The sequence below is a fragment of the Micromonospora sp. AMSO31t genome (assembly GCF_008868175.1).
Classification (GTDB): domain Bacteria; phylum Actinomycetota; class Actinomycetes; order Mycobacteriales; family Micromonosporaceae; genus Micromonospora.
This window is the reverse complement of record NZ_WBKT01000033.1, coordinates 34095-45336: the sequence shown is the minus strand read 5'-3', so window position 1 is coordinate 45336 and position 11242 is coordinate 34095. Positions and strand designations below refer to the sequence as shown.

Below are 11242 nucleotides of genomic sequence, written 5' to 3'. Positions count from 1 at the left end.
TGGTGGCGAGCCAGGACGGGAGGGGTTCGCGGGCGGCGAGCCAGCCGTCCGGGACACCGCCCGGCGTGCCGACGCCGGTGTGGGCGGCCACCACGCCGCCGACGATCGCCGCCGTGGTGTCCACGTCCCCGCCCGCCTCGACGCAGGCGCGGATCGCCGCCGGATAGTCGTGCAGGTGGGTGGCGGCGACCCAGAGCGTGAAGGGAACGGTGTCCTGCGCGGTCACCCGGGAGCCGTTGCCCAGCGCCTCGGCGACCTCGCCGGCCGGGTGGCCCAGCAGCGCGGCGGCCCGGCGTACGCCCCGGTGCACCTCACCGGCCGGGTCGAGGGCGCCGGCCACCACGGTGAGCAGCCGGGCCGGCTCGGGCCGGTCCCCGTCCAGCCGGGCCCGGGCCGCCAGCGAGGCGGCCACCGCCACGGCGACCGCCCCGGCGATCCCCTCCGGGTGGGCGTGGGTCACCTCGGCCGAGGCGCGGGCCTGGTCGGCGGCCCGCCGGGTGGAGTCGGCGTACCAGGCGCCGAGCGGGGCCACCCGCATGGCCGCGCCGTTGCCGCAGGAACCCTGCCCGTCGAACGCGGACGCGGCGGCGACCGGCCAGGGTGTGCCGGCGCGGATCAGTTCGAGCAGTTCCACGGCCCCGGCGCCGTAACGGCGGGCCGGATCGTAGTGCGCCGCGAAGGCGAGCGCGAGGGCGTCCCGGTCCACCCGGCCGTGCGCGGCCAGCACGGTGAGCACCGAGCAGGCCATCTCGGTGTCGTCGCTCCACGGCCACGGGCCGGGCGGGAGGGCGTCGGCCCACCCGGCGGCCGCGCTGCCCGGTACGAAGAACCGCGCGCCGAGGGCGTCGCCGACCGAGAGACCGGCCAGCGAGTCGCGCGCCAGCGTGAGGCGGGTGTCGGGGAAGAGAGTGAACGTCATCGTCGTCCCAGCTTGCCCGGTTGGCAGGAGCGCCGCAACGCGATCAACTTGCCACGCCGAGTACGGTGCTGACGTGGCAACCGTCCTCCTGGTCGAAGACGACCACGTCGTACGCGGTGCGATGCTGCGGTCCCTCACCGACCGGGGACACGCGGTGCACGCCGTCGGCACGGCGTTGGACGCGCTGCGCCGGGTGGCCGCCGAGACCCCCGATCTGGTGGTGCTCGACCTCGGCCTGCCCGACCTGGACGGCTCCGACGCGCTGCGGATGCTGCGCGGCATCACCGACGTGCCGATCATCATCGCGACCGCCCGGGACGACGAGCAGTCGGTGGTCCGGCTGCTCCGCGCGGGCGCCGACGACTACATGGTCAAGCCGTTCACGGGCGCCCACCTGGACGCCCGGATCACCACCGTGCTGCGCCGGGCCGGCCGGGCCAGCCGTACCGTCCAGCCGGCCGTGCACACGGTCGGCGGCCTGCGGGTGGACGTGGGCGAGCGCAGCGCGGTGCTGGACGGCGAGCCCCTGGCCCTGACCCGCAAGGAATTCGACCTGCTGGCGTATCTCGCCGCACGTCCCGGCCGGGTAGTGTCCCGGCGGGAACTCTTGGAGGAGGTATGGCGGCAGCCCTCGGTCGGCGAGGACCAGACCATCGACGTGCACCTCTACTGGCTCCGCCGCAAAATGGGCGAGTCCGCGGCGAAGCCGCGCTACCTGCGCACCGTGCGGGGGGTCGGCTTCCGGCTGGTGGCGCCGGACTGAGGCCCGCGCTGGCCTGGCTCACGGCCGGCATGTGCAGCCTCGTCGCGCTCGCCTTCCTCATCCCGCTCGGGATCACCCTGTCCGACCAGGCGCGGGAGGAGAAGCTGGCCGACGCGGCCCGGCGCAGCGCGCTGGTCACCGGGGCGCTCGCGGTCAGCACCGACCCGGAGATCGTCCGGCGGGCCGTGGCGGCCAGCGGCGACGACCCGGCGCTGCGGCCCGTCGTCCACGGGATCGGGGTCGACGAGGGCGCGGGCCGCGCCGACGCGGCGGCGCTGGACCGGGCCGCCGCCGAGCGGCGCTCGGTGGTCACCGACGTGCCCGGCGGCGTCCTCCGGCTGGACCCGGTGGTGCTCGGCGACCGGGTCGCGGTGGTGGAGGTCTTCGTTCCCGACGAGGTGCTCGACGCCGGCGGCGGCGGGCGGTGGCTGCTGCTGCTCGCCGTGGCGCTGGCGCTGGTCGGCGCCGCGGTGATCGTGGTGGACCGGGTGGCCGCGCGGGCCGTCGACGCGACCGGCGAGCTGGTGAAGGCGGCCCTCGCGGTCGGCGACGGCGAGCTGGGCGTCCGGATCGAGCCGACCGGGCCGCGGGAGCTGGCCGAGGCCGGGCACGCGTTCAACCGGATGGCGGAACGGCTGGTCGCGCTCCGCGCCGACGAGCGGGAACTCGTCGCCGACCTGTCGCACCGGCTGCGGACGCCGCTGACCGCGCTGCGCCTGGACGCCGAGGCGCTGGAGTCCGACGACACCAGCATCGGCACGTTCAGCGAGGCGGAGCTGGACCGCCGCCGGGGCATCCGGCGGATCCGGCAGGCCATCGTGACGCTGGAGGGCGAGGTCGACCAGTTGATCACGACCACGCGCAAGGCGGTCAGCCAGGAGACCGGGCCGGCGACGTGCGACGTCAGCGAGGTGGTCCGGGACCGGATGGTCTTCTGGTCGGCCCTCGCCGGGGACCAGAACCGGCCGCACCGGGTGGTCGGCGCGCAGCTGCGGATCCCGGCGCCGGTGCCCCGGGCCGAGCTGGCCGCCGCGCTGGACGCGGTGATCGGCAACGTCTTCCGCTACACCCCGCAGGGCACCGCCTTCGAGGTGGCGGTGAGCCGGCGGGACGGCTGGGTGGCGATCCGGATCGACGACGCGGGCTCGGGAATCACCGACCCGGACCGGGCGCTGCGCCGGGGCGCCAGCGACCAGGGCTCCACCGGCCTGGGGCTCGATATCGCCAAGCGGGTCGCGTTGCAGGCCAACGGCTCGGTGAGCATCGACCGGGCCCGGCTGGGCGGGGCCAGCGTGGTGATGCTGCTGGCCGACCCGGAGGCAACGCCCCGGCAGGTCAACCGCTTCGGCCTGGTCGGCCGGATGGCGCGCGACGCCCGGGAGCCGCGGGCCGGCCGGCGCTGGCTGCGCCCGCGCTGAGCCGGTGGCTGTGGGCCGCCGCAAGTCTTCCTTAGGAGTCGGTTAACGACGGCCACGGCGCCCGGACGGGCTGTCAGGATCAGGACCGAACCCATCAGTTCCGCCGCCCGGGGACGCCCCGTAACACCTCCGGTCGGCGGAGCAGTGCGCGCGGCGGGAGTTCGGTCCCCCCACACCTCGCTCCCGCCGCGCGCCGCTTTCTTCCCGTCGAGCCGCACCCCGGGCGCGAGGTGACCGTGATGACGCCGACCGTCAGCCGCCTGCTCCGCTGGGTCGCCGTGATCGGCGTCGGCGTTGCCCTCACGCTCGCCGCCTGGCAGGACCCGGTGCACGCGGACGGCCCCGGCCGCTCCGCCGACGACCTGCCCGGTGCCGCCGTCGCCGTGGCCGCCGCGCTCGGGTTCGGGCTGGCCCTGGCGGGCCGGCGCCGGCCGCTGCGGGTGTCCCGGCGGCCGGTGCCGTCCCGTCCGCTCAGCGCGTCGCGGCCGCCAGGTACGCGTCGATCTCGCCGCTGATCCGGGCCTGCTCCCCCGGCTCCAGGAACGCCGCGGTGACCGCGTCGCGGGCCAGCGCGGCCACCCCGGCCGGGTCGAGGCGCAGCAGCCGGGCGGCCACCGCGTACTCGTCGTTGAGCGTGGTGCCGAACATCGGCGGGTCGTCGGAGTTGACGGTGACCAGCACGCCGGCCTCGACGAGCTGCGGCAGCGGGTGCTCCTCGACGGTCGCCACCGCCCGGGTCCGCACGTTGGAGGTGGGGCACACCTCCAGCGGGATCCGCCGCTCGGCCAGGTGGGCGAGCAGCGCGGGGTCGAGGGCGGCGGAGATGCCGTGCCCGATGCGCTCGGCGCCCAGCTCCCGCAGCGCGTCCCAGACGGTCTCCGGGCCGGTGGTCTCGCCGGCGTGCGGCACCGACCGCAGGCCGGCCGCGCGGGCCTCGTCGAAGTACGGCTTGAACTGCGGTCGCGGCACCCCGATCTCGGGGCCGCCCAGGCCGAAGCTGATCAGCCCGTCCGGCCGCTCGTCGAGGGCGATCCGCAGGGTCTGCTCGGCGGCCGGCAGCCCGGCCTCGCCGGGGATGTCGAAGCACCAGCGCAGCGCGATGCCGAAGTCGGCCTCGGCCCGCTTGCGGGCGTCCTCGATCGCCTCGCAGAATGCCGGCGCCGGGATCCCGCGGTGCACGTGGGAGTACGGCGTGACGGTCAGCTCGGCGTACCGGACCTGCTGGCGGGCCAGTTCCCGGGCCACCTCGTGGGTGAGCAGCCAGACGTCGTCGGCGTCGCGGATCAGGTCCACCACGCTCAGGTAGACCTCGATGAAGTGGGCGAAGTCGCGGAACGCGAAGTAGTCGGCGAGCGCCTCCGGGTCGGCCGGGACGGGGCTGCGCCCCTCGTGCCGGGCGGCCAGCTCGGCCACGATCCGGGGCGAGGCGGAGCCGACGTGGTGCACGTGCAGCTCCACCTTGGGCAGTCCGGCGATGAAGGTGGGCAGGTCGGTCACAGGTTCTCCTCTGCGCGGGCGCCGGTGCGGGCCACCACGAAGATCCGGCGGAACGGGAAGTACACCTGACCCTGCCGCACCGGGTACGCCTCGGCGAGGCGTACCCCCAGCTCGGCGCGGAAGTCGGCCCAGCCGGCGGCGTCGAGCGCGGCGCGGACCGGGCGCAGCGCCGTACCCTCCATCCACGCCAGCACCGGGTGGTCGGCGCCGGCGGCCGGGAGCAGGTGCACGTAGGTAGTCTCCCAGGCGTCCACGGCGCAGCCGGCACCGACCAGCAGCGCGGCGTAGTCGACGGGGTCCTCGACGGGCGCCTCGCGCAGCAGCGGGGCGAGGGTGTCCCGCCACCGGTCCCGCCCGGCCACCTCGCGCAGCGCCCGGTGCGAGGGGGCGGCGAAGTTCCCCGGCACCTGGAACGCCAGCCAGGCGCCGGCGGGCAGCGCGGCGGCCCAGCGGGTGAGCAGTTCCTGATGGCCGGGCACCCACTGGAGCACCGCGTTGCAGACGACCACGTCGACGTCGGGCTCCGGACGCCAGGAGCGCACGTCCGCGACCGAGAACGAGACCGGTTCGGCCAGGACGCCGGCCCCGGCCAGGCTGCGGACCCGTCCCAGGGCGCGGGCCCGCGCGATCATCTCGGCGGAGGAGTCCAGGCCGGCGATCCGGCTGTCCGGCCAGCGGCCGGCGAGGGTCGTGGTCAGGGTGCCCGGGCCGCAGCCGAGGTCGACGACCGCGCGGGGCCGCTCCGCCGGTACCCGGGCCAGCAGGTCGTGGAAGGGGCGGGAGCGTTCGTCGCCGTAGCGCAGGTAGGTGCTCGGGTCCCACATGACAGCCTCCAAACCGTACGTACGTCTTGTTGAACCGTACGGCCCCGCGGGCGTCTCGGCAAGCGGCTCACTAGGCTCGACCGGGTGGAACAGCGCAGCTTCGACCGGCTCAGCCGGCACGTCGGCATCATCGGACTCGGCGCCTGGCAGCTCGGCGCGGACTGGGGCGAGGTCAGCGAGAGCACGGCCCTCGACGTGCTGGGCGCCGCCGTCGACGCCGGCGTCACCTTCCTGGACACCGCCGACGTGTACGGCGACGGCCGCAGCGAGCAGCTGATCGGCCGGTTCCTGCGCGCGCGCCCCGGACACGGGCTGACCGTCGCCACCAAGATGGGCCGGCGGGTGCCGCAGGTGCCGGAGGCGTACACCCTGGACAACTTCCGGGCCTGGACCGACCGGTCCCGGGCCAACCTCGGCGTGGACACCCTCGACCTGGTGCAGCTGCACTGCCCGCCCACCGCGGTCTTCGCCGACGACCGGGTCTTCGACGCCCTGGACACCCTGGTCGCCGAGGAGCGGATCGCCGGGTACGGGGTCAGCGTCGAGACCAGCGACCAGGCGCTCACCGCGATCGCCCGCCCGGGTGTGGCCAGCGTGCAGATCATCCTCAACGCGGTGCGGCACAAGCCCCTGGAGCGGGTGCTGCCCGAGGCCGCGAAGGCCGGGGTCGGCATCATCGCCCGGGTGCCGCTGGCCAGCGGCCTGCTCTCCGGCCGGTACGACGAACACACCACCTTCCCGCCGGACGACCACCGCACCTTCAACCGGCACGGCGAGTCCTTCGACGTCGGCGAGACCTTCTCCGGCGTCGACTACGACCTCGGCCTGTCCGCCGTGCGCCGGCTCGCGCCGCTGGTCGGCGACGGCCGCACGATGGCCCAGTTCGCGCTGCGCTGGATCCTCGACCAGCCCGGCGTCACCGTGGTCATCCCGGGCGCCCGCAACGCCGAGCAGGCCCGGCGCAACGCCGCCGCGGCCGGCCTGCCGCCGCTGACCGAGGTGGAGCTGGCCGCCGTCCGCGCCACCTACGACGAGCTGATCCGGCCGCAGGTGCACGACCGGTGGTGACCCCGGACCGGCGGCCCGTCGGCGCGCCGTCATCGCGGGCCGGCGCCCGCGGGCATGCTGGAGCCGGGCGCGCGTCGGAGGGGGAACGATGAGGGGCTGGTTCCGGCTCACCGTGGGGCTGCTGGCCGTGGTGCTCGGTGCCCTGTGGACCGTGGCCGGCCTGGGCTACGTCGAGGGCAGCGTCCTGACCGACCACCGGATCTGGGCGGTCGCCGGCCCGGTGCTCGTCCTCATCGGACTCGTCGCGCTGTGGTTCGGGATGCGGGCCCGGCGCCGGCGCGGCTGAGCACCGGGAGTCCACAGTGCGGAAAAGCCCCGCCTCCCGGAAGGGACGCGGGGCTTCTGCGCACCGGCCGGCGCGGCCGGTGCTCCGACAGCTCAGATGGGGCGGACCTGCTCGGCCTGCGGACCCTTCTGACCCTGGGCGATCTCGAACTCCACCCGCTGGTTCTCCTCCAGCGTGCGGTAGCCGCTGGACTGGATGGCCGAGAAGTGGACGAACACGTCAGCACCCCCGCCGTCGACGGTGATGAAGCCGAAGCCCTTGTCAGCGTTGAACCACTTCACGGTTCCCTGCGCCATGTGTATCTCCTTCTAAAACTGGCGGCCGAGCACGCCGTGCGGCCGATTGGCCGTTTTCGAGCAGCGGCGCCTGAGGCGGCCCCCGGTGAAGGAGACTTCTCTCAACCCACGCGTCTCTCAACAGCGTGAGACAGCAAACCACGTACGCAAAAACTTCGCACAGCCTACCCGACGAAATTCTCCGACATGTGACCTGACGGCGGCCGCAGATCCACTGGGCGGGCCGGTCGAGGCCATGCGAAAGGCCCCTGTCCACCGAGGTGGAAAGGGGCCTTTCGTGCGTATGGAATCAGTCGGGCCAGCTACCGGTGAGCCGGCGCACGCCGACCGCCCCGCCCCGGTCCACGGCGGCCCGCACGACCGCGAAGATGGCACCCTGCAACGCCGCGGCGGCGAGGATCTCGCCCCAGCGGCGGTCCTCGTCGGTGGCGCTGGGCGCCTCGCCGTCGCCGGCCGTCATCTTCCAGACCTGCCGGAAGATGACCCCGGCGACGGTGCCGGCGGCCAGACCCATCAGCACCCCGACCGGCTTGTAGACAACCCTGCCGATGCCCTTGCTCACCTGCGCCTCCCACGGACGATCAGCAGCACCACCGCGGTGGCCACGGCGCCGGCCGCGACGGCCGCCCACGGCACCGGGTTGCGCCCGACCGCCCCACCCTTCTCATAGGCCTGCGCCCGGACCAGCCGGGCCTTCTCCGCCGCCTGCCCGCGCACCCGGGCCACGGTCAGCGCCGCCTGCTCGCGCACCCGCACCTTCGCCTGCTCGGCGGAGTGCCGCACCAGGGCCTTCACGTCGGCCCTGGCGGCCAGCAGCTCCATCGTCTCACCCAGCTCCACCCGGGTCCGGCGGATCTCCTCCCGGAGCGCCGCCACGTCCCCGGTTCCGTTGCCGGTCATGCCCGCCTCCCGTCCTTCACCGCGGCGGTGACGGTGTCCAGGTCCGCCCGGACGCTGCGGACCGTCGCCTCCGGCACCGGCGGGACGGCACGGCTGACCTGCTTCTTGCCGACCAGCGCCAGGATGCCGGCGAGCACGAAGAGCGCCACCGCCACGATCAGCGCGGCCAGCCACGCCGGCATGACCAGATCCAGCAGCAGGATCACGGTGGCGACCAGCGCGCCGGCACCGTAGAGGGCCATCACCCCGCCGCCGCCGAACAGACCGATCCCGATCCCGGCGTGCTTGCCCTTCTGGGTCAGTTCCGCCCGGGCCAGCGCCAGCTCGTCCCGCACCAGGCGGGTGACCTGTTCGGTGGCCCGCTGCACCAGTTCGGCGGTGGACGGCTCCTGCCCGGTCCGGGACGCGCTGCGACTCGCGACGTCAGCCATGCTGTCCTCCTTTCATCATCACCGCGCTGTATGCCCGGAGTCGCCGCCCGTCAATCCTGCGCGGAGCGGCCGGTCGACCCGGCCGCACACCATGTCCTCGCCCGGCCGCCGTGCGGCGGCCGGATCCGGGGCGTGCGCAGCAGGTCCCCCGGAATGCGCCGATCAAACGCGGCCGGCCCCACCGGCCGCGGCTCCACCGGCATCCGGCAGATGCAACGGGCGGGCCGGGGCCGAGGTCACGAGCGGGCGCCGACGCGCGGAGCCCCCGGCGCCGCGGGGGCGGCTGCCGGGGGCTCCGGAGGCGTGCGGGATCAGCGGCGGGCGTCGGCGTGGTCCTCCCGGCCGACGAACGCCTCGCTGCGGGCCTCGCCGTCGTCGCTGCCGCCGAAGACCCGCGCGTCGTCGGGGACCTCGGTGTCGGGCAGCCGGCGGGCCGGCCGGCGCGGCTGCACCGCCTGCCAGGGCAGCGGGCCCGCGGTGTCGCCCACCTCGGCGCGCAGCCGGGGCAGGGCGGTCGGGCGCTGGTCGCGGACCCAGGCGACGAGGTGCTCGCGCACCAGGCAGCGCAGGTCCCACAGGCTGCCGGCGTCGGCCGCGCTGACCAGGGCCCGGACCTTGACCATACCGCCGGTGGCGTCGGTGACCTGGAGCACGCAGACCCGGCCGTCCCACAGCTCGGTGCTCTCGCAGAGCCGCCGCAGCTCCTCCCGCATGGCCTGCACCGGGATGGCCCAGTCCAGGTCGAACTCGGCGGTGCCGAGCACCGCCGCCTCGGTGCGCGTCCAGTTCTGGAACGGGGTGCTGGTGAAGTAGGAGGTGGGCAGGATGAGCCGGCGGTCGTCCCAGATCTGCACCACCACGTAGCTGAGGGTCAGCTCCTCGACCCGGCCCCACTCCCCCTCGACCACCACCACGTCGTCGAGGCGCACGGCGTCGCTGAAGGCGAGCTGGAGGCCGGCGAAGACGTTGCCCAGCAGGCTCTGCGCGGCCAGCGCCGCGACCACACCGACCACACCGGCGCTGGTCAGCACGCCGGCGCCGATGCCGCGGACGGCGGGGAAGGTCATCAGCATCACGCCGAGGGCGAGCACCACGATCACCGCGATGGTGAGCCGGCGCAACAGCACCACCTGCGTACGCACCCGCCGGGCGTGCCGGTTGTTCGGCACGTCCACCCGGAACCGGGCCAGCGCGGTGTCCTCCGCCACCACCAGCAGCGAGGCCACCAGCCAGGCGGCGGCGGCGATCAGGGCGAGCACCAGGACGTGCAGGACGAGCTGCCGCCACGGGCTCCCCACCGCGTACAGGGTGGTGAAGCGCACGGCGAGTTGCACGGCGAGCACGGTCGCGGCCACCTGGAACGAGCGGTGCGAGTGCTCGGTCAGCTCGGTCATCAGCAGCGAGCGCCGGCCCAGCCGGCGGGTGGCCCGGTGCACCACCTCGACCAGCAACAGCGCGACCGCCGCCGCGGCGAGCGCGGCGACGGCGGTCACGAGGTAGGTCTGCACGTTCTCGGTCTCCCTCCGGCCGGGCGGAATCGGGCAAAGGCCCAATGGTGCCCGGACTATTGCGTATCGACCAGGATCACACCCGGCGGTAGCGCGACTGGAGGAAGCAGTAGACGCCGAAGGCGGCGATGCCGAGCGCCATGAGCGCCAGCAGCACCGGCCCGTACGACTGGTCGCGGAGGGTGCGCAGGGCGGCGTCCAGGCCGCGGGCCTTCTCCGGGTCGTACTTCACGGCGGCCGTCACGATGAGCAGGCCGGCGATGGCGAACACCGCGCCCCGGGCGGCGTACCCGGCCATGCCGAGGCGGCGGGTCAGGGTGCGCGTCTTCGGGCTCATCTCGCCGGTCTTGAGGTTGCGCTCGAACTTCTTCTTCAGCCCGTAGATCACCATGCCGATGCCGACCGCGGCGAGCACGAGGCCGGCCAGCCCGACCAGCCACCGGCCGCCCTCGGAGGCCATCAGCTTCTCGGTGAACTGCTGCTGCTGGTCGGCCGCGTTGCTGCTGGCGTCCTGAAAGACCTTGACGGCGGTCCAGCCCAGCCAGACGAAGACGATCACGCGGACGACGGAGGCGATCCGCTCGAAGAGCTTCTCCTTGCCGCGCCGGAAGCGGTGGCCGATGACCGCCTCGAACGCCTGCCAGATCGCCATGGCGAAGAGCCCGACCGCGACGGCGACCAGGAGGAACTTGCCCAGCGGTTGGGCGCCGAGGGTGCGCAGCGCGCCGTTCTGGTTGCCCTCCTCCCCCGACCTGCCGAACGCGATCTGAAGGGCCAGCCAGGCGAAGAGGAGGTGCACGATCCCGTAGCCGATGAAACCGGCCCGGGTCAACAGTTCGAGCCACCTGCTGTTCGCGGCCTGGGCGGCGGTGGCTCCGGCGTTCCGGGTGAGAGACATGGCGCCTCAATCTCCCCGTGCGAAGATTTCCAAACGTCGGCCGCCGCCGCCGCCCGGCCCGGCGCTCAGCCGTTGGGGTCGCGGGCCACCCGGACGACGACCTGCTGGTCGGTGACGCTGTCGAGGGTCACCGAGAAGCCGCCGGCCTGGGCGGCCTGCTGGCCCACGGTGAGCGAGAGCTGCTCCCCGGCCACCTCGACGGTGACCTGGTCGCCCTCGGCCCCGACGAGCTTCGCCTCGACGCCGAGGACGGTGGCGCTGGCGTCGACGCCACGCTCGAAGGTGACGGTGCAGGCGTCCAGGCCGCAGTCGGTGGAGGCGTTCTCCGAACTGCAACCGGCCAGCAGCGCGGCGCCGAGCGCAAGGCCGGCCAGCAGGCCGGCGGCCCGGCGGGTGGGGGTCAGCGAGGGGGAAACGCGTCGGTTCGTCACCTC

Annotated in this window: 15 protein-coding genes; 5 read left to right on the top strand and 10 right to left on the bottom strand. The window is 74.6% G+C overall.

Annotated features, from left to right (window positions below; all coding sequences use genetic code 11):
• On the bottom strand, positions 1-919 hold a 919-nt coding region (locus F8274_RS10795), incomplete at its 3' end, for an ADP-ribosylglycohydrolase family protein (RefSeq protein WP_151462154.1).
• A gap of 73 nt (positions 920-992) precedes the next feature.
• Between F8274_RS10795 and F8274_RS10790 the strand changes: the two genes are divergently transcribed.
• The 3 genes from F8274_RS10790 (at position 993) to F8274_RS10780 (ending at position 3615) form a co-directional block, all read left to right on the top strand.
• The gene (locus F8274_RS10790) at positions 993-1682 is read left to right on the top strand and encodes a response regulator transcription factor (protein WP_089155714.1); all 690 of its coding nucleotides are present in this window, start codon (positions 993-995) and stop codon (positions 1680-1682) included.
• Positions 1683-1711: 29 nt separating this feature from the next.
• Positions 1712-3100 carry a HAMP domain-containing sensor histidine kinase gene (locus F8274_RS10785; RefSeq protein ID WP_192579783.1) on the top strand — a complete coding sequence of 463 codons (1389 nt, stop codon included), beginning with the start codon at positions 1712-1714 and terminating at the stop codon, positions 3098-3100.
• Positions 3101-3339: 239 nt separating this feature from the next.
• The gene (locus F8274_RS10780; protein ID WP_151462153.1) at positions 3340-3615 is read left to right on the top strand and encodes a hypothetical protein; all 276 of its coding nucleotides are present in this window, start codon (positions 3340-3342) and stop codon (positions 3613-3615) included.
• Here F8274_RS10780 and F8274_RS10775 read toward each other — a convergent pair.
• Both F8274_RS10775 and F8274_RS10770 read right to left on the bottom strand, forming a co-directional pair.
• Positions 3572-4597, bottom strand: a complete 1026-nt coding sequence (locus F8274_RS10775) for an adenosine deaminase (RefSeq protein WP_151462152.1) — start codon at positions 4595-4597, stop codon at positions 3572-3574. The genes F8274_RS10780 and F8274_RS10775 overlap by 44 nt on opposite strands.
• A complete protein-coding gene (locus F8274_RS10770) occupies positions 4594-5421 on the bottom strand; it encodes a trans-aconitate 2-methyltransferase (protein ID WP_151462151.1) in 828 nt (275 codons plus the stop codon). The genes F8274_RS10775 and F8274_RS10770 overlap by 4 nt, the downstream gene beginning before the upstream one ends.
• A gap of 84 nt (positions 5422-5505) precedes the next feature.
• Here F8274_RS10770 and F8274_RS10765 point away from each other — a divergent pair, with 84 nt between their 5' ends.
• Together F8274_RS10765 and F8274_RS10760 are read left to right on the top strand one after the other, a co-directional pair.
• Complete coding sequence (locus F8274_RS10765) at positions 5506-6489, top strand: aldo/keto reductase (protein WP_151462150.1); 984 nt, start codon at positions 5506-5508, stop codon at positions 6487-6489.
• 88 nt (positions 6490-6577) lie between these two features.
• On the top strand, positions 6578-6775 hold the full coding sequence (locus tag F8274_RS10760) for a hypothetical protein (RefSeq protein WP_151462149.1): 198 nt from the start codon (positions 6578-6580) through the stop codon (positions 6773-6775).
• A gap of 92 nt (positions 6776-6867) precedes the next feature.
• Here the strand turns inward: F8274_RS10760 and F8274_RS10755 are convergent, their stop codons facing one another.
• The 7 genes from F8274_RS10755 to F8274_RS10725 all read right to left on the bottom strand — a co-directional run bounded on the left by F8274_RS10755 (position 6868) and on the right by F8274_RS10725 (position 11239).
• Entirely contained in the window at positions 6868-7071 is a 204-nt protein-coding gene (locus tag F8274_RS10755) for a cold-shock protein (RefSeq protein WP_091424054.1), read from the bottom strand.
• A gap of 289 nt (positions 7072-7360) precedes the next feature.
• Positions 7361-7633 carry a DUF4235 domain-containing protein gene (locus tag F8274_RS10750; protein WP_151462148.1) on the bottom strand — a complete coding sequence of 91 codons (273 nt, stop codon included), beginning with the start codon at positions 7631-7633 and terminating at the stop codon, positions 7361-7363.
• A complete protein-coding gene (locus F8274_RS10745; protein ID WP_151462147.1) occupies positions 7630-7971 on the bottom strand; it encodes a DUF3618 domain-containing protein in 342 nt (113 codons plus the stop codon). The genes F8274_RS10750 and F8274_RS10745 overlap by 4 nt, the downstream gene beginning before the upstream one ends.
• Positions 7968-8402, bottom strand: a complete 435-nt coding sequence (locus F8274_RS10740) for a phage holin family protein (protein ID WP_151462146.1) — start codon at positions 8400-8402, stop codon at positions 7968-7970. The genes F8274_RS10745 and F8274_RS10740 overlap by 4 nt, the downstream gene beginning before the upstream one ends.
• A 311-nt stretch (positions 8403-8713) precedes the next feature.
• Positions 8714-9910: a mechanosensitive ion channel family protein gene (locus F8274_RS10735; RefSeq protein WP_151462145.1), complete on the bottom strand. Its 1197-nt coding sequence runs from the start codon at positions 9908-9910 to the stop codon at positions 8714-8716.
• Between the two features lie 76 nt (positions 9911-9986).
• Positions 9987-10808, bottom strand: coding sequence for a DUF1206 domain-containing protein (locus F8274_RS10730; RefSeq protein WP_151462144.1), 822 nt, complete (start codon positions 10806-10808; stop codon positions 9987-9989).
• Between the two features lie 65 nt (positions 10809-10873).
• Complete coding sequence (locus F8274_RS10725; RefSeq protein ID WP_151462143.1) at positions 10874-11239, bottom strand: hypothetical protein; 366 nt, start codon at positions 11237-11239, stop codon at positions 10874-10876.
• Positions 11240-11242: the final 3 nt, after the last annotated feature.

Excerpts from the sequence above, each read along its gene's own strand:
- F8274_RS10785 (WP_192579783.1), top strand. The coding sequence starts at position 1,712 with ATGTGCAGCCTCGTCGCGCTCGCCTTCCTCATCCCGCTCGGGATCACC.
- F8274_RS10780 (WP_151462153.1), top strand. The coding sequence starts at position 3,340 with ATGACGCCGACCGTCAGCCGCCTGCTCCGCTGGGTCGCCGTGATCGGC.
- F8274_RS10770 (WP_151462151.1), bottom strand. The coding sequence starts at position 5,421 with ATGTGGGACCCGAGCACCTACCTGCGCTACGGCGACGAACGCTCCCGC.
- F8274_RS10760 (WP_151462149.1), top strand. The coding sequence starts at position 6,578 with ATGAGGGGCTGGTTCCGGCTCACCGTGGGGCTGCTGGCCGTGGTGCTC.
- F8274_RS10755 (WP_091424054.1), bottom strand. The coding sequence starts at position 7,071 with ATGGCGCAGGGAACCGTGAAGTGGTTCAACGCTGACAAGGGCTTCGGC.
- F8274_RS10745 (WP_151462147.1), bottom strand. The coding sequence starts at position 7,971 with ATGACCGGCAACGGAACCGGGGACGTGGCGGCGCTCCGGGAGGAGATC.
- F8274_RS10740 (WP_151462146.1), bottom strand. The coding sequence starts at position 8,402 with ATGGCTGACGTCGCGAGTCGCAGCGCGTCCCGGACCGGGCAGGAGCCG.
- F8274_RS10730 (WP_151462144.1), bottom strand. The coding sequence starts at position 10,808 with ATGTCTCTCACCCGGAACGCCGGAGCCACCGCCGCCCAGGCCGCGAAC.